The organism is Pseudomonas sp. FA117 (genome assembly GCF_057370475.1).
The window spans coordinates 3338187-3357810 of record NZ_CM170675.1 but is presented as its reverse complement, the minus strand read 5'-3'; the positions used below and the strand labels follow the sequence as shown (position 1 = coordinate 3357810).

Genomic DNA, 19624 nt, shown 5'->3' with positions numbered 1-19624 from the left:
TGGGCGGTGGCGCTCATCTCGTGCGAGGCGGTGGCCACCTGGTCGACCTGGCGGTACTGCTGCTCCATGCCGGCGCTGGTCTGGCTGGCGATGGCCGCCGACTGGTCGGCGGTGCTGCGGGCGGCCTGCACCGAGCGCTTGACCTCGGCGATGGTCGGTTGCAGCTTGTCGAGGAAGCGGTTGAACCAGCCGGCCAGCTCGCCCAGTTCGTCGCGCTTGTCGTAGTTCAGGCGGCGGGTGAGGTCGCCTTCGCCGCTGGCGATGTCCCTGAGCATGGCCGCCACGCCGAGAATCGGCCGCGTCACGCCGCGCGACAGCAACCACACCGCCAGCAGACCGGCGATCGCGGCGGCCAGGCCCAGGCCCAGTTCGAGCAGGGTGCCGCTGGTGTTCAAGGTATCGAGCTCATGCTTGAGTGCATCGGCCGGGCCGGTCAGGGCACTCTGCGGGACGTCGAGCAGCACGCCCCAGGGTTTGCCGCCGGGGATCGGTGCGAATGCTGCCAGTACTTTCAGGCGCTGCTGGTCGTGCAGCACCTGCAGCTTGCCGGCGGTGAGCTTGCGCACCAGCTCTGCGCCCTGGCGTGGGTCGACCTGGTCGAAGCGCTCGGCGAGTTTCCCGGCGTCCGGGCTGTAGCCGGCCAGCAGGCCGGCCGGGCTGAGGATGCCGACCTTGGTGCGGCCTTCGTAGAGGCCGCGGCTGGCCTCTTCACTCAATGCCTGCAGGCTGTTGAGGTTGGTGTCGATGGACAGGGTGGCGATTACCTTGCCGTCCACCACCAGCGGGAACACGATGCTGGTCATCAGTACCTGCTGGCCGGCGATCTCGTAGAAGTACGGCTCGATCACGCAGACCTTGCCGGTGCTGCGCGGGCAGGCCCACCAGGTGTTGGCCGCCTCGCCGCTGGGGCCGACCTGAGTGTTGGCCAGGTCGCGCTCGGGCAGCGCCATGGAGTTCAGTTGGCCGGCCCGCGGCTGCGACCAGTACAGGGCAAAGCGCCCCGTCTCGTTGCTGCCCAGTTCGGGCAGGCCGCCGAACAGCTTGTCCTTGCCGTCCAGGGCGTTGGGTTCGAACACCAGCGACAGGCCGAGCAGCTCCGGGTTGGCCTGCAATGCAGCGCGAACCTGGGCGGTCATGTCCTGGCGCAGGTCATGGGCGTCGATGAAGCGTTTTTCCGCCTGTTCGCGCAGGAACAGTACCTGGCGGGCGAAGCCGGCGCCGTACTGGTAGGCGTCCATGAACTGACGGCGGATACTCTGTGCCTGCACCTCGCCCTGCGACTCGATGCGCGCCTGGGCCGATTCGGTGAGCATCTGCGTGCTGCTGGCCTTGACCAGCTCCGAGCTGTGGTCCATGCGGTAGAGCGACAGGCCGACGAGCAAGGTGACGATGCTGGCCAGGCACAAACCGGCCAGCAGGGTGATCTTCCATTGGATGGAAAGTTGACGCAACGGCATGGTGTACATCCCTTGTAATAGTAGAGCTGGGGCTGTCGAGGGTGTCGGCCGGTGTAAATTTTTCTTTATATGAACGTTCAATAAAAATAGTCGCCGAGTACACAAGCGCCACAGTCCGGCATTTTTGACATCTTCTGCCCGGTGCTGCAGAGTGTGCGCCCTCCAAACAACACCCCTGGTCCGGCCACTGCCCCGCGCAGCCTGTCGCCGGAGCGTTGGCTTTTCGTCTGTCGTAATGAGGTATTGCACACCATGAATGCAGTGATCGCCGCGGTCGGTATCATGCTGGTACTGAGCCTTTCCCGCGTGCATGTGGTCATCGCCCTGATCGTCGGTGCCCTGACCGGGGGGCTGGTCGGCGGCCTGGGCATCGAGGGCACGCTCGCCGCCTTCAATGGCGGTCTTGGTGGCGGGGCCACCGTGGCGCTGTCCTACGCGTTGCTCGGCGCTTTCGCCGTGGCCATTGCCAAGTCGGGCCTGGCCCACGCGCTGGCCGACCGGGCGCTGGCAATGGTCGACCGCCAGGGCCAGGCGCAGACGGGCACCCTCAAGTGGCTGCTGATCGGCCTGATGCTGGTGGTGGCGATTTCGTCGCAGAACGTGTTGCCGATCCACATCGCCTTCATTCCTCTGCTGGTACCGCCGCTGCTCTATGTGCTGACGCGGTTGCGCATCGACCGGCGACTGATCGCCTGCGTCATCACCTTCGGCCTGATCACCCCTTACATCTTCCTGCCGGTGGGCTTCGGCAACATCTTCCTCAACCAGATCCTGCTGGCCAACGTCAGCCGCGCCGGGGTGGATGTCAGTGGGGTCAACGTCACCCACGCCATGGCCATCCCGGCGGCGGGCATGCTGGCCGGCCTGCTGCTGGCGGTGTTCGTCAGCTACCGGCGCAAGCGCGACTACGACCTGGCCCGGATCGAGGAGGTCGAGCAGGTCCGCGTGCACTACAACCCGCTGACCCTGCTGGTGGCTGGCGCGGCCATCGCCGCGGCGTTCATCATCCAGCTGTGGCTGGACTCGATGATCATCGGCGCCATGGCCGGCTTCCTGATCTTCTCGCTGTCGGGCATCGTGCGCTGGCGTGAAACCGACGACCTGTTCACCGAGGGCATGAAGATGATGGCCATGATCGGCTTCATCATGATTGCCGCCTCGGGCTTCGCCGAAGTGATGAAAGCCACTGGCGAGGTGAAGAGCCTGGTCGAGACTGCAGCGCAGTGGATCGACCACAGCAAGGCGGTCGGCGCGTTGCTGATGCTGCTGGTGGGCCTGCTGGTGACCATGGGCATCGGTTCGTCGTTTTCCACCGTGCCCATTCTCGCCGCGATCTTCGTGCCGTTGTGCGTGCAGCTGGGCTTCGACCCCCTGGCCACCGTGTGCATCGTCGGCACTGCCGGTGCGCTGGGCGATGCCGGCTCGCCGGCCTCCGACTCGACCCTGGGGCCGACCTCGGGCCTGAACGTCGACGGCCAGCACCACCACATCTGGGACACCGTGGTACCCACCTTCATCCACTACAACCTGCCGTTGCTGGCATTCGGCTGGCTGGCGGCGATGGTGCTGTAGGGCGCATTGTTGGCGCCGGGGCGAGCTGGCATCATGTTCGAAACGTGAACTCGCCGCCTCGGAACCACAACAATGAACACACCGCGTGTCGATTCACCGCTGCCGGAAGACCTGCGGGTGTTCCTCACCGTGATCCGCAAATCGGGCTTCGCGGCGGCGGCGGACGAGCTCGGCCTGTCGCCGGCCTATGTCAGCAAGCGCATCCGCCTGCTCGAAAGCGCCCTCGGTACCCGCCTGCTGCACCGCAATGCGCGCAGCCTCGCCCTCACCGATGCGGGGGAGCGTGCCCAGCGGTGGGCCATCCGCATTCTTGGCGACATGGACGATTTCGTCGGCGAGATGAAGCAGGTCGGCCAGCAACCGCGCGGTGTGCTGCACCTGTGCAGCAGCTTCGGCTTTGGTCGCAACCATGTCGCGCCTGCTGTGGCGCAGTTGTCGGCGGCCTATCCGGCCCTGGAAATCCGCCTGGACGTGTTCGACCGGGTGGTGGACATCGTCGCCGAAGGGTTCGACCTGGAGATCCGCGTCGGTGACGACCTGCCGGTGCAGCACATCGGCCGCAAGCTGGCGAGCAACCAGCGGGTGCTGTGCGCCACACCCGAGTACCTGGCCCAGCGTGGCACACCCCTGACCCTCAAGGACCTGGACCACCACGACTGCCTGGTGCTCAAGGAGCGCAACAACGCCTTCGGGGTCTGGCAGTTGCAGCATGAAGGGCGTGAGGAAACGGTGCGGGTCAGTGGTCCGCTGTCGTCGAACAACGGCGAGATCGTGCTGCAGTGGGCACTGGGCGGGCGCGGCATCCTGCTGCGCTCGTACTGGGATGTGCGCCCGCTGCTGGAAAGCGGGCGCCTGGTGCAGGTGCTGCATGACTACACCCAGAGCGCCAATGTCTGGGCGGTGTACCCGACGCGGCTGGCCGACTCGGCGAAGCTGCGCGTGTGCGTGGAGTTTCTCGAGCGGCACTTCAGGGTGTTGCTGGGCTAGGCGTCCCGCGCGCCGGGGCAGGGCGCGCGGGTCGTTGCTCAGCTGAACAGGCCCAGCAGCAGGGTGGCGCCGATCACCGTCGCCGCGCCGCCCAGGCGGGTGGAGATCTGCGCGAAGGGCATCAGGCCCATGCGGTTGCAGGCCGAGAGGATCGCCACATCGCCGGTGCCGCCCAGGCCGCTGTGGCAGCAGGTGACGATGGCCGACTCGATGGGATACATCTTCAGCAGGTTGCCGATCAGGAAACCCGCCAGGGTCATGGCCAGCACCACCGATGTACAGACCAGCACATAGCCGACCGAGAACACGCCCATCACGCTTTCCAGCGGCACGTAGAGCATCCCCAGGCCGATCATCACCGGCCAGATGAAGGCGGTCGATACCAGCTTGTAGAACTGCTTGCTGCCTTTCTCAAGGTGGGCGGGCAGTACGCGCAGGTATTTGAACAGCACCGCGACCACGATCATCATCACCGGCCCTGGAATGTGCACCAGCTTTTCCAGCAGGCCGCCGAGGACGAAGAAGCTGCAGATCAGCAGCACACCGGCGCCCATGTAGCGGAAGTCGATGGCCTCGTCGTCGGCCTGCTCCCTGAACTTGTCATTCTCTTCGCGGGCACGGATCAGTGTGCCGTCACCGCTGAGCTGCGGGCGTTTGCTGGCCAGCCGGGCGAGGACGCCGGCGCAGATGATCGCCACGATATTGCCGACCACCGCCGCCGGTACCAGCTGCGCTACGTACTGCTCCGGACTGCCGCCGAGGATGTGCGCATAGGCCAGCGACAGCGGCAGTATGCCTTCGCCGATGCCGCCACCGATGATCGGCACGATGATGTAGAAGAAGGTGTGGTGGACGGTGTAGCCGAACAGCACGCCGACCAGCAGACCGGCCAGGATCGCCGCCAGGGTCCCGACCACCAGCGGCACGAACATGCGCATCATGCCCTGAACCAGGATGAAGCGGTTCATGCCCAGGATGCTGCCCACCACCAGGCTGGCGATGACGAAGTAGAGGAAGTTGGCGTCCTTCATCAGCATCTTGGTCGCCTCCAGCGTGGTGCTGCCGAAGAAACCGTGGAACACCAGCACCGATGGCAGCAGCAGGCACAGGATGGCTCCGCCGCCGATTTCCTTGAGCAGCGGCAGGCGCTGGCCGAGCTGGCCGAAGAACATGCCCATGGTCATGATCACGGCCAGGCCGCCGATCATGGTCTTGGGCAGGAAACCGAAGTGCGCCGAGCAGAACACGATCAGGGCAATGCCGATGAAGCAGGGCAGGGGGATCACGCCGATCGGGTAATCGAGCAGGCTGCCGAGCCGGCGTTGGGTTGCGGAGTGTGCGGCGCCGGGCGCCAGAATCTTGTTCATGAACAGGTCCTCTAATTTGTTGTTATGCGAGGAGGGCGCCGCTCAGGCGCGGCGCGATCTTTGCGGGTGCGGCCAAGGCCGCTTGCGCAGGTTCAGGCCAGCCAGGGATTGGCCTGCAGGTGCTGCGCTTCGAAGGCGCGGATCTGCTCGGTGCGCTGCAGCGTGCTGCCAATGGCATCGAGCCCCAGCAGCAGGGCCTGCTTGCGCAACTGGTCGATGGCGAAATCGATGCGGCGCCCGTCGTGCAGTTCGATCCGCTGCTGCTCCAGGTCGATGCTCAGCCCGGCGCTGGCAGGCTCGCTGACCAACTGCCCGATGTCCTTGACCTGGGCTTCGTCCAGCTGGATCAGCAACACGCCGTTGCGCTGGCAGTTGTCGAAGAAGATTCCGGCAAAGCTGCTGCCGATCAGGGCGCGTATACCCAGTTGCTTGAGACCCCAGACCGCATGCTCGCGGCTCGAGCCACAGCCGAAGTTGGGGCCGACCACCAGAAAGCGCGCCTGTTGCCACGGCGCCTGGTTGAGCACGAATTCAGGGTTCGGTGCGCCGCCCTCGACGAAGCGCAAGTCGAAGAACAGCCCGCGGTCCAGGCCGTTGCGGTCGATACCCTTGAGAAACTGTTTGGGCATGATCACGTCGGTGTCGACGTTGGCGGCCAGGAACGGTGCGGCGATACCGGTTTCGGTGAGGAAGGGTTGCATGGCTCAGGCCTCTAGGGACAAGGTGCGGACATCGACCAGATGACCGCTGACGGCAGCGGCGGCGACCATGGCCGGGCTCATCAGGTGGGTACGGGCGCCGGCACCCTGGCGGCCCTCGAAATTGCGGTTGGTGCTCGAGGCGCAGCGATCGCCCGCTGCGAGCACGTCGTCGTTCATCGCCAGGCACATGGAGCAGCCCGACTGGCGCCATTCGAAACCGGCGTCGCGGAACAGCTGCCCCAGGCCTTCACGTTCGGCCTGCTCGCGAACCTGGGTGGAACCTGGCACGATCATCGCGCGCACCCCGGCAGCCACCTGGCGCCCCCGCACGACCCGTGCGGCATCGCGCAGATCTTCGATCCGGGCGTTGGTGCACGAGCCGATGAAGGCGTGGCTGATGCGGATCTGGTCGAGGCGCGCGCCCGGGGTGAGGTCCATGTAGCGCAGGGCGCGCTGCAGGTCCTGGCGGCGGATCAGGTCCGGCTCGAGCAGTGGGTCAGGCACTTGCTGATCGATCGGCGCAGCCTGGTCGGGGCTGGTGCCCCAGGTGACCATGGGCGCCAGTTCGCCGACGTCCAGCGTCACTTCCTGGTCGAATTGCGCACCCGGGTCGCTGAACAGGGTCTCGCGCCAGTGGCGTACGGCCTGTTCCCAGGCCTGGCCCTTGGGCGCGCGGGGCTTGTCGGCGAGGTAGTCGTAGACTTTCTGGTCGGGCGCCATGAAGGCACCCCGGGCGCCGGCTTCCACCGCCATGTTGCAGATGGTCATGCGCGCCTCGACGCTCAGGGCGCTGATGGTCGGCCCGGCAAACTCGATGGCGTAGCCGGTGGCGCCGGACGCGCCGATGCGGCGGATCAGCTGCATGATGATGTCCTTGGACACCAGGCCTGCGCCCAGCTCGCCGGTCACGGTGACGCGCAGGGTTTTCAGGCGCTTGTAGACCAGGGTCTGGGTGGCCAGCAGGTGTTCGATCTCCGAGGTGCCGATGCCGAAGCCGAACGCACCCAGCGCGCCATAGGTGGTGGTGTGGCTGTCGCCGGCAGCCACCACCATGCCTGGCAGGATGAAGCCTTGCTCCGGCGCCACCACGTGCTCGATGCCCTGGCGCTTGTCCAGCACATCGAACAGCTCGATGCCGAAATCGCGGCAGTTCTGCTCGAAGTACGACACCTGCAGGGCGCCGCCGGCATCGGGCATCGTGGCGATGCGTTCGGGGGCGGTGGGGTTGACGTGGTCGACCACCGCCAGGGTGCAGGCCGGACGCCAGACCTGTCGCCCGGCTTCACGCAGGCCGCTGAAGGCCTGGGGGCTGGTGTACTCGTTGGCGACCTGGCGGTCGATGTACAGCAGCACATGGCCCTGGTCGTCCAGCGTGCAGACGGTATGGGCGTCGAGGTGCTTGTCGTAGAGGGTTCTGGGGCGGTGCATGGCTGTCACTCACGATCTCGTTGTCATAGGCGCGGGGCGCAGGCGTCACGGTGAGCGCCTGGGTCCAGCTTATTCCGTTCGGATCGTGGAGCAATGTGGTTAACGTAATGTGCTGATGCACGAATCGTGCAGCATGTCGGGCGGTCGCCCGGGCTGGTATGCTGTGCAGCGAATCCGCCGCAAGAGATGACCATGGCACGGCCGCGAAAACAGCAACGCAGCGACAGCGACGTCAAGGCGCAGATCATCGATGCCGCGTTGCAGGTGATCCAGCGCGACGGCACCGTGTGTGCCACCTACCGGCGTATCGCCAGCGAGGCGGGCGTCTCGCCAGGCACCATGACCTATCACTTCAGCACCATCCAGGAGATCGTCGCGGCGGCCTTCGTCAAGATGACCAACCGCATCGCCGACCAGTACTTCACGCGCCTGGGCGATGCGCGCGATGCCGAGCACGCGCGCGAACTGCTGGCCGACCTGATCTGTGGCGAACTGTGGAAGGCTTCAGGGCAGATGCTGCTGATCTTCGAGCTGTACGCTTTCGTTTCCCGCCATCGGCACTACACCTACATCATGGACGACTGGATGGCGCGCTCGCGCGCGGCGCTGCAGATGCATTTCGACGAGAAGACCGCGCGTGCGCTGGATGCGCTGATCGAGGGTTTCACCATTCACAACGCGCTGAGCCGCACGGTGGTCAGCCGGGACGACATCCTGGCGCTGATTCGCGCAATATCCTGAAGCGTGGGAAGTCAGACGGCGTCGCGCAGCAGCGGGAAGGGCATGAAGGCATCCAGTTCGGCCTCGACCGCCTCGATGATGCGCTCCACATCCGCCGCTGCCATGATCGCGGCGCAGGGGATGCCGGCAATCGCCAGCAGCGTTTCGCCGCTGGCCCGGTCGAACAGGCGCGCAACCATGCTGCGCGGTGCATCCATGCTGGCTTCGAAGCCCAGGGGATGGAAATGCCAGCGCATCACCTGGCAGGCGTTGGGGAACGTCATCTTGTTCATGCCAGCCTCCTTTACCTGCATCCAGGGAGCCCTGTTGACCGCCGCCGACTGCGCAGGCAGACCGACAAGCGAACCCTAAACATAGCAGTTGCGGCGACAGTGTCGCGCGGGCTGCGTGACAAATCGGCGAATGCTTGAGGTCGATCACAGTGCCGTGACGTCGACAGCGGCCGGGCAGGGCGGCGGGCAAACGTTTTCCCCGTGGCCTGGCGCCGTTTGCGTCGGGGTGGGTACGCTCCATGATTTCGGACCGACGGTCAGCCGAGCAGACCGGCAGCGATGTTGATGGTGAAACCGAGGATTGCCGTGTTGAACACGAAACCCACCAGCGAATGCGCCAGCACCACCCGGCGCATGCCGCGCCCACCTACGCCGATGTCGGAGGTCTGCACCGCGACGCTGAGGGTGAAGGCGAAATAGTGGAAGTCCCAATAGTCGGGGTGGCGTTCGCCGTCGGCGAAGCGCAGGAGCGGCTCTTCGCCGTCATCGGTGTAGAACAGGCGGGCGTAGTGCAGGCTGAAGATGCACCCGATCAGCAGCCAGGAGCCTGCCACGGTCAGACCGGTATACAGGTAGTGCAGGGCCTGGGCACTGCCCTGCAGCCCGCGACTGGCCGCCAGTTGCAGGGTGACCGCCGCCAGGCTGGCGATGGCGGCGACGCATACGGTGAACAGCACCAGCCCGGCATTCTCGTCCTCGACGTTGGCGACCTTGCGCACGGTGTCCGGGGTGGCGCGCCAGGTGAGCCACAGCACCAGCGCCAGATACAGCCAGACGCCCAGGTTCCAGCCGGCGAGAATGCGCTGGCTCCAGTCTTCGGCGGGGATCAGCCAGCCGCCGAGCAGGCCGGCGAGGGTGGCCAGGGTCAGGCGCGGATGGGTACGGGTCAGGCGGTGCAGGGCCATGGGAACTCGACTGTGGGGCGTGTGCCTGCAACTCTAGCTTGCGCGGCGATGGCGTGGGGCCTTCATTCGATAGAAACCGGTCGATGAGGTAACATCACGCTCCTGCCATCGAAAAAAGCCTTGTGCATCAAGGCGATGACTCGCTTCACGCTACAGGATCCAGGTTTTGACCGATACCCTGCACAACCCGCTGCTGCAGTACCTGGCCCGGCTGGCGCCCTCCAGCCGGTTGACCATGCGTTACATACTCCAGGACGCCGCCGACCGTCTGGGCTTCGGCGATTGCGACATCGCCGCGGTGCCCTGGCATGCCCTCGAGCCGGGCCACGTCATCGCCCTGGTGGCGGCCCTGCGTGCCGACGGCTATGCGCCCAACACCTCCTCGCTGTACGTCAACGCAGTGCGCGGTGTGATGAACGAGGCCTGGCGCCAGGGCCTGATCGATCACGAACACCTGCTGCGCATCCGTGAGGTCAAGCCGGCCAGCGGCACGCGTCTGCCGCCGGGGCGCAACCTGCGGCGCAGCCTGATCCGCGAACTGATGGAGGTCTGCGCCGCCGACCCGCGACCCCAGGGTGTGCGCGATGCGGCGATCATCGCCTTGCTGTACGGCACCGGCATGCGCAAGTCCGAGTCGGTGGACATCGACCTGGGCGATGTCGACTTCGACGAGCGCAGCCTGCAGGTGCTGGGCAAGGGCAACCGCCAATTGCTGAAGTACGCCCCGGCCTGGGCCTTCGACAAGCTGCAGGCCTGGCTCGACCTGCGTCGCGCACAGTTGCCCGAGGGCGTGCCGGACGATCCGTTCCTGTTCAACCGGATACGCCGCGGCAGCCATATCACCCGGGCGCGCATCACCAAGCATGCCATCTACTACATCGCCCGCCAGCGCGGCGCGCAGGTCGGGGCCAGGATCATGCCGCATGATTTTCGCCGGGCGTTCATTACCCGGGTGATCGAAGAACACGACCTGTCCATCGCCCAGAAGCTGGCACACCACGTCAATATCCAGACCACCGCAGGCTACGACCGCCGTGATGACAACGAACGACGGCGGGCGGTCGAACGTTTCGACTACTGAGGCCGGCGCTGTCGGCTCCCCACGCAGGCGCGGTTGCCTGCTGCGGGGTCAGTGCGGGATGACCGAAGGCACCTCGTCGCCACCCAGCGAAAAGCGGTAGCCGATGTCGACGTCCGAGGCTGGCTGGTGGCAATGGGTGCGGCTGAGCATGAACTCGAACGCCGGCTCATACAGCCCGTCACGGATCACTGCACCGGCAAGCACTTCGACCTGGTACCAGCCGTTGTCCAGTTCGATCAGCGGCCGCCCCGGCACCTGGTAACGGGCCAGGCAGTCGCCCAGGGTCTTGTTGGTGAAGTGCTGGAGCATGCGCCAGGTGAACAGCATCAGCGCCCGGTTCTCCACGTGCAGCACGTAGCCTGCGCGGCGGTGGGTCAGGTGACTGCCGGGCTCGCCCAAGGCTGGGATGCTTTCGTCGAGGCTGAAGATGATGCGGTAGGGCAGGTTGTCGACGCCTGCCAGCGGCAGCACGACGCCTTCCTTCACCGCGCGGTCGCCGCTGTCGTTGCTGGTGAATTCGCGGGCCAGATCATCGGGTAGCCCGTTGTCTTCCTTGAAGCGCGCCAGGCGCTGGATGTCGCCGAGGAGGAAATAGTCGACCAGGTCGTTGAGGACTTCGCTGAATTCGTAGCGCATCGGATTTTCCTTGTTCTATGTGCGCTGGCGGGTAAACAAGAATGTAGCGGATGGCGCGGGGGCTGTCGCCTGCCCCCGCGAGCGGTTGTGCTCAATGGCGCTGGGCGAGCTGGATCAGGTTGCCGCAGGTGTCGTCGAATACCGCCACGGTCACCGGGCCGATGTTGGTGGGCGGCTGGGTGAACTGCACGCCACTGGCGCACAGGCGGGTGTATTCACCCTGGATATCGCGCACGCCGAACGAGGTCGCGGGTATGCCGTCGGCCTTGAGCGCTGCCTTGTAGGTCCTGGCCGCCGGATGGACGTCGGGCTCGAGCAGCAGTTCGACGCCGTTGGGGTCGTTGGGGGCGGTGAGGGTGAGCCAGCGGTGCCGACCCATGGGGATGTCTTCCTTGGGCTGGAAGCCCAGGACGTAGTGATAGAACGCCAGGGCCTTGGCCTGGTCATCGACGAGGATGCTGGTGACTACGATCTTCATAGGCTGCACCGTTCCTGGGGGTCGTAGTTGCAAGTAAAGACCCTGTGCGGCATTTGACCAGTTGGAGGGACCGCCTACTGCGGCGATCCGAACAACGCGGTCCAGTAGATCCCCGCATCGCTTTTCGGGTCTACGGCATAGGCTGCGCCCAGTTCGCGGTAGTCCGGGTTCATCAGCGTTGCACAATGCCCGGGACTGGCGAGCCAGCCATCGACCACCTTGCGCGGCGTGTCACGCCCCGCCGCGATGTTCTCGCCGATCTGCTGGTAGAGGTAGCCGGCGAGTTCGGCCCGGTCGCCAGGGGTGCGGCCGTCGCGGTCGATATGGTCGAAGAAGTTCTGGTTGGCCATGGCCCGTGTGTGGTTGGCGGCGACGCCGGCGAGCGTGGTGTTCCAGGTCAGCGGCGCGGCGGCGGCGAAGGGCTGGCCGCCGCACTGGCGCGGCAGCTTGCGTGCGGCATTGACTTCCTGCAGCAGCTTCTGGCCTTCGGCCTGCCAGTCGCCCAGGCGACCGCTGAGCAGCGGGCGTGCCAGCACGATACGCCAGTCGCGACCCTCCTGGCTGACGCCGATGTCGACGAACTGCGGGTCGAGCACCACCTGGCAGAAGCTTTCCTCGATGGCGCTCATGGCCGCCTTCGCATCGCGCGGCCCGGACAGGCTGATGGCCTGCACGTTGACCATGGGGTAGGCGGCGCGGGTCATGGCCTGCTGCAGGTCGCGCGTGCCCTCCGGCGACAGCGCCAGGCGCGTGTCGCTGTTGAGCGGCGGCAGCTCCAGCGAGGCTTCGCCGCCGCAGCGCTGGGCCTGGCTGCGATAGCTGTTGATCGATTCGATCAGTTGCGCTTCGTCGCTGCTGACGGCCTGGGCACTGGTGGAAACGACCAGGCCCAGCGACAGGGCGCCAAGGCAGGCAACGGATGACAGGACGCGCATCAAGAATCTCCCTATGACTGGCAGCGACCTCGTGTTGGCGCTGCCCATCCTACACAAGCCACGGGCTTTTGGCCTGAGGTTGTGTGTTGCAGTAAACCACCGGCAATCGATTGTTGCGGCAAAAGAGGCAGTAGACCGGCGAAGGGCGAAAAAGTGCAATTGATTGGAAATAATTCGCAACATCGATTATAAACACGACTCAATCGCAATCACGCATGCCAGGAAGGCGCCCATTCACTTTATCGGGAGCCTTTCATGGCACGTTCCTGTCCTTTTCGTCCGACCCTGCTTGCCCTCTGCTGTTCCCTTGGCGTAACCGCGCACGCCGCCGACGCCCCGCTCGAGCTGGACGCCACCGCCATCAGCGCCGACGCGGTGAAGGCTCCGCGCACGCAACTGCCCGAGGCCTTTGCCGGCGGTCAGGTGGCCCGTGGCGGGCAGATGGGCGTGCTGGGCAACCAGGACATGATGGACGCGCCCTTCACCATGACCAGCTACACCTCGCAACTGATCGAGGATCAACAGGCCGAGGACATCGGCGACGTGCTGCTCAACGACCCGTCGGTACGCCAGTCGTTCGGTTTCGGCAACCAGTCCCAGGTCTTCGTCATCCGCGGCCTGCCGCTCAGTGGTGACGACGTGTCGTTCAATGGCCTGTACGGCGTGCTGCCGCGCCAGATGATCTCCACCGATGCGGTCGAGCGGGTCGAGCTGTTCAAAGGCCCGAACGCCTTCCTCAATGGGGCCAGCCCCACCGGCACCGGCCTGGGCGGCAACGTCAACCTGCAGCCCAAGCGCGCCGGCGACACGCCGATCCGCCGTTACACCCAGGACATCAGCAGCGATGGCCGGATCGGCGAGCACCTGGACATCGGCCAGCGCTTCGGTGAGGACAACCGCTTCGGCGCGCGCCTGAACCTGTCGCAGCGCGAAGGCGAGACGGCGGTGGACGACCAGGACCAGCGCAGCAAGCTGTTCGTCGCCGGCCTCGATTACCGTGGCGACAAACTGCGCCTGTCGGCTGATATCGGCTACCAGAAACAGCGCGTCAACCACATGCGCAACTCGGTGCGCCTCGGCTCGGCGGTGACCAGCATTCCCCGAGCGCCGAGCGCCGACCATAACTACGGCCAGGACTGGGCCTGGACCGAAACCGAAGACACCTTCGGCATGCTGCGTGGCGACTACGACTTCAACGACAACTGGAGCGGCTACATCAGCGGCGGCGTCAAGCATACCCGTGAGAACGGCTTCTACGGCACGCCGGTGCTGACCAACGCGGCCACCGGCGCCGCCACCATCGGCGGCTCGCAGATCCCGCACAACGAAGATAACACCAGCCTGATGGCCGGCATCAACGGCCGCTTCCAGACCGGCCCGGTCAGCCACCAGCTGAATCTCGGCGCGGCGAGCATCTGGACCCAGCAGGAAAACGCCTACGTGTTCTACAGCTCGCAGAACACCAACATCTACAACACCAACCCGCTGCCACGGCCGACCACGCCGACCCTGATCGGCGGCATGCTCGACGACCCGGGGGTGACCGGCAAGACCCGCAACCGCAGCCTGGCGCTGTCCGATACCGTGGGCCTGTTCGACGACACGCTGCTGCTCACCGCCGGTGTGCGTCGCCAGCAACTGCGCGTAGAAGGCTACGCCTATCGCGGCACCGGCGTGGACGCCGGACGCACCGCGTTCTACGACGAGTCGGTCACCACGCCGGTATACGGCATCGTCTACAAGCTCAACCCGTCGGTCTCGCTGTACGCCAACAGCATCCAGGGCCTGGCCCAGGGGGCCACGGCGTCGGGGCAGGCGATCAACGTCGGCCAGGTGTTCCCGCCGGCCAAGACCAAGCAGGTGGAGGCGGGCATCAAGTTCGACCGCCAGACCTACGGCGCCAACCTGGCGGTGTTCCGCATCGAACGCCCCACCGATGGCTACCTGCAGGGCAATGTCTTCGTGCAGGACGGTCAGCAGGTCAACAAGGGCATCGAGCTCAGCGTGTTCGGCGAACCGCTGCAGGGCCTGCGCCTGATGGCCGGTGGCACGCGCATGGACACCGAGCTCAAGAACACCCAGAACGGCACCAACGACGGCAACAAGGCGGTGGGCGTACCGACCTTCCAGCTCAACGCCAGCGTCGACTGGGACGTGCCGGGGCTCGAGGGCGTGGCGTTGAACGCGCGCATGCTGCGCACCGGCGGGCAGTACGCCAATCCGGGCAATACCCTCAGCCTTCCTACCTGGAACCGCTTCGACGTCGGCGCACGCTATCGCTTCAAGGTGCAGGACAAGGACATCACCCTGCGTGCGAACGTCGAAAACCTGACCGACAAGAACTACTGGGCCTCGGCCAACGGCGGCTACCTGACCCAGGGCGATCCGCGCCTGGTCAAGTTCTCCGGCACCATCGATTTCTGATGGCTGGCTGCGTTCAGCGGGCCAGCGCCGGGTTGGGCTTGTAGAAGATGAAATGGCTGGTCTGCGCGGTGCGCCGGTAGACCTTGGCCCATGACGGGCTGACGTTGCGGTCATGGAAGTACAGCGCCCCGGCGGTGCTGTCCTTCAGCTCCTGGTTCAGGGCCTTGCGCGCGATTTCCTTGGCGATGTCGTAACGCTCCTTTTCCTCGACCTGGTCGGGACGCCCGTCGCACCACCAGGAAAACTGGCAGCTCCTGGTCTCTACACCTTGCTTGACCACACCGCAGATGGTGTCGGGGAAGCCGTCCTGGCCGACGCGATTGAGCACCACGCTGGCCACCGCGCTCATGTCTTTCTCGTCCGTGCCCTTGGCCTCCCAGTAGAGGGTGCGGGCAAGGCAGGTGATGCTGTCATCCAGCGGCGCCTGCCCGGCGGGGTCCACCGCCTGCACCTCTGTGGGGGTGATCTTCTCTGGCGCCTTGGGGGGCGGGGCGTCGTTTGCCACTTTCTGTTCCAGCGCCTGTGCCTTGTCCTCGGCGATGGCCTTGGCGTTCTCGGCGGCGTGCAAAGCGCTTGCGGGCAAGACCAGGAACAGGCTGATGAGCATCCACGAGTGGCGCATGATGGGGTTTCCGCTTCAGTGAGCTGAACTCATTCTAGCCAAGCGGCTTCAACTTAGCGTCAGGGTCAGCATCACCGGCAGGGTCACCGCTGCAGCGACCGTCTGCAGTGCGATGATGGTCGCCATCAGTGGCGCGTTGCCGCCCATCTGACGGGCCATGACGTAGGACGAGGACGCGGTGGGCAGGGCCTGGAACAGCACCGCGACTACCGCAGCCTGGCCACTCAGGCCGAGCAGGCGGCACAGGCCGAAGGTGGTCAGCGGCATGACCAGGAACTTGAATGCCGAAGCGGCCACCAGCGGCTTGACCTGCTGGCCCATGCGCGCCCCGCCGAGCGCGGCGCCGACGCACAGCAGCCCCAGTGGCAGGGCGGCCTGGCCAAGGGCCTTGACCGTCGGCTCCAGGCCGGGTGGCAGGCCAAGCCCGGTGACCCGCAGCAGCAGCCCACCGGCACAGCCGATGATCAGCGGATTGGCGAAGATCGCCCGCAGCACCGTCAACGGTGAGCTGTGGCGCGCGCTGAAGCGGGCGAACACCAGGACGCAGAGCAGGTTGACCAGCGGCACGATGGAGGCGTTGGCCACCGCCGCCAGGGCGATCCCGGCACTGCCATAGATGCCCGCCGCCAGCGTTGCGCCGATGTAGTTGTTGAAACGCACGCCGCCCTGGAACACCGAGGTGAAGTCGGCACCGTCGTGGCCGGCGGCGCCCTGGTAGAGCACCAGCAGCAGCGCGCCGGCCAGGGTCGAGAGCATCAGCACGCCGACCATGCCGAACACCGGCACACCGTCGAGGTTGGCAGTGGCCAGCCCATGCAGGAACAGCGACGGCAGCAGCACGTAGTAGCTCAGGCGCTCGGCGCCCGGCCAGAAGGTGTCGGCGAGAAAGCCGCGGACCCGCAGCAGGGTACCGAGGCCGATCAGCAGGATGATGGGCACCAGGGTGGTCAGGAGCAGAGGCAGCATGGAGGCGGTTCCGTGGTCGGGTACCGGCACAGGTTAGCGAGGCGAGTCAGCAGAAAAAACCGTTGTTTTCTGCATCGGCTGTTGAGAAAAAATGCATGGATGCCAACTACTCAACTGCCCATGGCCGTCTTGAGCACGGCGGTCAAATGGCGGCGCTGGCTCTTCTCATGCTCCAGCAGCACCACGTGGCGGCTCAGTTGCGGCTCGCCGAACGGCAGCACGGTGGCTGGCGGCAGGCGCTGCAGGTCGTCGTCGCTCATCGGGATGATCGCCACCCCCAGGCCCATCGCCGCCATGCGTGCCAGGGCTTCCTGGCTGTCCAGCTCCATCTGCTCACTCACTTGCAGGTGCTGGCGGCGCAGCTCCTGCTCGATCTGCCGACCGGCCCAGGCACGCTTGTCGAAGCGCAGGAACGGCTGGCTGGCGAGCAGTTGCGCCAGGCTCTGCCCGGCAAGATCCGGGCTGGCCACGGCCCAGAAACGGTCCGAGAACAGCGGGGTGAACTGCAGGCTCTGCGGGTAGGGGCTGACCGGCTCGGTGGTGATGGCCGCGTCGAGCTCGCCGTCCTCGATGCGCCGCGCCAGCTCCGCCGACATGCCGGAGACCACGCTGACATGCAGCTGCGGATGGTGCGCCTTGATCCACACCAGCGCCTTGGGCAAGCGCCGCGCCAGCACCGTGTGGATCGCACCGATACGCAGCCGCCCGCGCAGGCTGGGGCCGCTGGCCAGGGCGTCGGACAGCTCGTCATAGGCGGCGAGGATGCCCTCGGCGCGGGCCACGGCCAGTTGCCCGGCTTCGGTCAGCACCACCTGGCGGCGGCTGCGGTCGAACAGCGGCACCTGCAACTCGTCCTCGAGGGTCTTGATGTGCAGGCTCACCGCCGAAGGCGTCAGGCTCAGCAGGTCGGCGGCGCGGGCGAAGGTGCCGTGGCGGGCGATGGTGACCAGGGTACGCAGGGCTTTGAGGGACACGCGGTGGATCTCCTGCACAGGGATGCCGGGCACGGTACGCGTATCGCGACCCTGGCGGCAAGCGCAGTGTGGGGCAGGTCAGTAGACCCAGACCTCGACCCGGCGATTGCGCAGGCGCCCCTGTTCCTGGTCGTTGTCGGCTACCGGCAACTCGTCGCCCATGCCGGTCACATCCCTGACCTGCACCCCGCTGCGTGCCAGTTCCCGGCGCACGGCCATGGCGCGCAGGCGCGAGAGCAGGGCGGCGCGACCGGGTGTTTCCTTGGGGTCGCCGAAGCCGACCAGCACCGCCTTGTCCTGCAGCTTGCCGGCCTGGCGCAGGTAGTCGCTGAGCCGCTGCACATCGCGCAGGGCCTTGTTGTCGAGGCTGGCGCTGCCTTCCTGGAAGCGGAAGTTGACGCTCAGGCGCTGCGCTTCTGCGGCCAGTGCACGGTACTGCGCAGGCATCTGTGGCTGAGCGGCGACCGGCACGGCCTTGATCTGCTGCGAGACGAAACCCTGGGCTGCGACGATGGCCTGGCCTGCCGGGCTCTGGGTGAAGTCGGCAAGCGCCCGGGCCTGGGCACTCGGCTGCGCGGGCAGGTAGAAGAACAGCCGGCGGGTCAGGGGGTAGTCCTCACTGGCAACACCGGCGCGGGTCGGCAGCATGGCCGGTGCATCGCCTTCGGCGATCGCCAGCAGCCTGGCACCATGCACCGTGGTCAGGCTGCTGAAGCCGATGGCCGCGGGATCGGCCATGACTCGCTCGGCCAGGGCATCGCCGGATTCGAAGCGCTCGGTATGCGGCGAGAGTTCCACGGCCTGGGGTTGCAGGACCAGGGCGCGGAAGGTTTCGAAGGTGCCTGAGCGATCATCGCGGGCGTACAGGTGAATCGGTCCGCCCGGGACGCCCAGTTGCTCCCAGCGCTGCACCTGGCCGCCGAACACCTGCGCCAGTTGCGCGATGCTCAACTGCTGCAGGCGGTTGTCGGGGTGCACCATGACCGCGACGCCATCCAGGCCGATGACCTGCTCGCTGGCGGGGCTGCGCAGATCGCCCAGGCGCTGCAGGCGCACAACCTCCTGGTCGGAGATGGGGCGCGAGGCGGCGGCAAGGTCGGCCTCGCCGCTGTCCAACGCGCTGAAACCGGTGCTGGAGCCATGCGCGGCAATCGTGATCAGCAAGGGTTGGCCATGCTCGTCGTGGGCACGGATGTCGGTTTCGTTGGGCAGCTTTCCGGCATCGCTGCGGATGTCTTGCGCGCCTTCGCTGTGCAGCAGCCCACGCACCAGGGCCGGGCCGAGGGCTGCACCGATGGTGTTGGAACCCTGGATGCGCAGTGTCGCAGGCTCGGCCAGGGTTGACAGAGGCAGCATGCAGAGCAGCAGGGCAAGGGGGCGGAGCATGCCGGAATCCTTGGGGCATAGGCGTGTCCGGCAGATTACGACAGTGTTGTGAACGAAAAATGACGCTGAGGATGGGCTCAGAAGGTTGGCGGCGTGATCACCCAGATCACCACCGTGTCCGTTTCGCCAGGATTGCCATAGCGATGCGGTTCCTGGCTCGGGAAGCTGAAACTGTCGCCCTCGTCGAGCAGGAAATGCCGCTCGCCGACCCACAGCTCGAAACGCCCCGACAGCACATAGCCCGCTTCCTCGCCTTCGTGGCTGTAGCTCTCCTGGCTGTAGGCGCCGGGCGGGAAGCGCGAGTGCAGCATCTCCAGCTCGCGGTTGGGCTGGGGGGTGAGCAACTGATCGACCACGCCGTCCTCGTAGTGCACGCTCAGGCGGCTTTGCCTGCGCACCACATAGCCCTGGTCTTCAGGGGCGGTGCTGGCTTCGCTGGCGAAGAACCACTGGATCGTCACCCCGAGGCTGCGGGCGATGTTGAACAGTGCCGGAATCGAGGGGTAGGACAGGTTGCGTTCCAGCTGGCTGATGTAGCCGGCGGTCAGTTCGCTGAGCCGGGCCAGTTCCGCCAGGGTCATGCCGCGGCGCTTGCGCAGGCCGCGGATGCGGGTGCCGAGGAACTGTGGGGCTGCAGCGCCGGCTTCGGCAAGTTGCGGAACGAGGGGGCGCTGGCTCATCGAGGGTCGGTC

At 66.1% G+C, this 19624-nt stretch carries 18 protein-coding genes and 1 pseudogene; 5 read left to right on the top strand and 14 right to left on the bottom strand.

The window, feature by feature from the left end:
- Window positions 1–218 precede the first annotated feature (218 nt).
- A pseudogene (locus tag AC1TXO_RS15505) lies at window positions 219–1136 on the bottom strand (methyl-accepting chemotaxis protein); the annotation flags it as partial.
- A gap of 573 nt (window positions 1137–1709) precedes the next feature.
- Here AC1TXO_RS15505 and AC1TXO_RS15500 point away from each other — a divergent pair.
- Window positions 1710–3029, top strand: a complete 1320-nt coding sequence (locus AC1TXO_RS15500) for a Na+/H+ antiporter family protein (RefSeq protein ID WP_486402569.1) — start codon at window positions 1710–1712, stop codon at window positions 3027–3029.
- A gap of 72 nt (window positions 3030–3101) precedes the next feature.
- The gene (locus AC1TXO_RS15495; protein WP_486402568.1) at window positions 3102–4016 is read left to right on the top strand and encodes a LysR substrate-binding domain-containing protein; all 915 of its coding nucleotides are present in this window, start codon (window positions 3102–3104) and stop codon (window positions 4014–4016) included.
- A gap of 38 nt (window positions 4017–4054) precedes the next feature.
- On the opposite strand, the gene AC1TXO_RS15490 is transcribed toward AC1TXO_RS15495, so the two are convergent.
- The 3 genes from AC1TXO_RS15490 to leuC form a co-directional block, all read right to left on the bottom strand.
- A complete protein-coding gene (locus AC1TXO_RS15490; RefSeq protein ID WP_486402567.1) occupies window positions 4055–5383 on the bottom strand; it encodes a 2-hydroxycarboxylate transporter family protein in 1329 nt (442 codons plus the stop codon).
- 92 nt (window positions 5384–5475) lie between these two features.
- Complete coding sequence (leuD, locus tag AC1TXO_RS15485) at window positions 5476–6084, bottom strand: 3-isopropylmalate dehydratase small subunit (protein ID WP_486402566.1); 609 nt, start codon at window positions 6082–6084, stop codon at window positions 5476–5478.
- Between the two features lie 3 nt (window positions 6085–6087).
- A complete protein-coding gene (gene leuC / locus AC1TXO_RS15480) occupies window positions 6088–7512 on the bottom strand; it encodes a 3-isopropylmalate dehydratase large subunit (protein ID WP_486402565.1) in 1425 nt (474 codons plus the stop codon).
- 192 nt (window positions 7513–7704) lie between these two features.
- Here leuC and AC1TXO_RS15475 point away from each other — a divergent pair, with 192 nt between their 5' ends.
- On the top strand, window positions 7705–8253 hold the full coding sequence (locus AC1TXO_RS15475; RefSeq protein ID WP_486402564.1) for a TetR/AcrR family transcriptional regulator: 549 nt from the start codon (window positions 7705–7707) through the stop codon (window positions 8251–8253).
- 11 nt (window positions 8254–8264) lie between these two features.
- On the opposite strand, the gene AC1TXO_RS15470 is transcribed toward AC1TXO_RS15475, so the two are convergent.
- Both AC1TXO_RS15470 and AC1TXO_RS15465 read right to left on the bottom strand, forming a co-directional pair.
- A complete protein-coding gene (locus AC1TXO_RS15470; RefSeq protein WP_486402563.1) occupies window positions 8265–8525 on the bottom strand; it encodes a DUF1652 domain-containing protein in 261 nt (86 codons plus the stop codon).
- A gap of 257 nt (window positions 8526–8782) precedes the next feature.
- Window positions 8783–9430 (bottom strand): DUF1345 domain-containing protein, encoded by a 648-nt coding sequence (locus AC1TXO_RS15465; protein ID WP_486402562.1) that lies wholly within the window; start codon window positions 9428–9430, stop codon window positions 8783–8785.
- A 235-nt stretch (window positions 9431–9665) separates the two neighbouring features.
- Here AC1TXO_RS15465 and AC1TXO_RS15460 point away from each other — a divergent pair, with 235 nt between their 5' ends.
- Window positions 9666–10511 (top strand): site-specific integrase, encoded by an 846-nt coding sequence (locus tag AC1TXO_RS15460; RefSeq protein WP_486406849.1) that lies wholly within the window; start codon window positions 9666–9668, stop codon window positions 10509–10511.
- Between the two features lie 48 nt (window positions 10512–10559).
- On the opposite strand, the gene AC1TXO_RS15455 is transcribed toward AC1TXO_RS15460, so the two are convergent.
- The 3 genes from AC1TXO_RS15455 to AC1TXO_RS15445 form a co-directional block, all read right to left on the bottom strand.
- Window positions 10560–11147 (bottom strand): hypothetical protein, encoded by a 588-nt coding sequence (locus AC1TXO_RS15455; protein WP_486402561.1) that lies wholly within the window; start codon window positions 11145–11147, stop codon window positions 10560–10562.
- A 91-nt stretch (window positions 11148–11238) separates the two neighbouring features.
- Window positions 11239–11625, bottom strand: coding sequence for a VOC family protein (locus AC1TXO_RS15450; protein WP_486402560.1), 387 nt, complete (start codon window positions 11623–11625; stop codon window positions 11239–11241).
- A 74-nt stretch (window positions 11626–11699) separates the two neighbouring features.
- On the bottom strand, window positions 11700–12560 hold the full coding sequence (locus AC1TXO_RS15445) for a CAP domain-containing protein (protein WP_486402559.1): 861 nt from the start codon (window positions 12558–12560) through the stop codon (window positions 11700–11702).
- Window positions 12561–12815: 255 nt separating this feature from the next.
- Here AC1TXO_RS15445 and AC1TXO_RS15440 point away from each other — a divergent pair, with 255 nt between their 5' ends.
- Window positions 12816–14984 (top strand): TonB-dependent receptor, encoded by a 2169-nt coding sequence (locus AC1TXO_RS15440; RefSeq protein ID WP_486402558.1) that lies wholly within the window; start codon window positions 12816–12818, stop codon window positions 14982–14984.
- Between the two features lie 13 nt (window positions 14985–14997).
- On the opposite strand, the gene AC1TXO_RS15435 is transcribed toward AC1TXO_RS15440, so the two are convergent.
- From AC1TXO_RS15435 to AC1TXO_RS15415, 5 genes are all read right to left on the bottom strand, one after another.
- Window positions 14998–15606: a cell wall hydrolase gene (locus AC1TXO_RS15435; protein ID WP_486402557.1), complete on the bottom strand. Its 609-nt coding sequence runs from the start codon at window positions 15604–15606 to the stop codon at window positions 14998–15000.
- A 48-nt stretch (window positions 15607–15654) separates the two neighbouring features.
- Window positions 15655–16572, bottom strand: a complete 918-nt coding sequence (locus AC1TXO_RS15430; protein ID WP_486402556.1) for an AEC family transporter — start codon at window positions 16570–16572, stop codon at window positions 15655–15657.
- 110 nt (window positions 16573–16682) lie between these two features.
- Window positions 16683–17546, bottom strand: a complete 864-nt coding sequence (locus AC1TXO_RS15425) for a LysR family transcriptional regulator (RefSeq protein WP_486402555.1) — start codon at window positions 17544–17546, stop codon at window positions 16683–16685.
- 78 nt (window positions 17547–17624) lie between these two features.
- Window positions 17625–18932, bottom strand: a complete 1308-nt coding sequence (locus AC1TXO_RS15420) for a substrate-binding domain-containing protein (RefSeq protein WP_486402554.1) — start codon at window positions 18930–18932, stop codon at window positions 17625–17627.
- A gap of 77 nt (window positions 18933–19009) precedes the next feature.
- On the bottom strand, window positions 19010–19612 hold the full coding sequence (locus tag AC1TXO_RS15415; RefSeq protein WP_486402553.1) for a cupin domain-containing protein: 603 nt from the start codon (window positions 19610–19612) through the stop codon (window positions 19010–19012).
- Window positions 19613–19624: the final 12 nt, after the last annotated feature.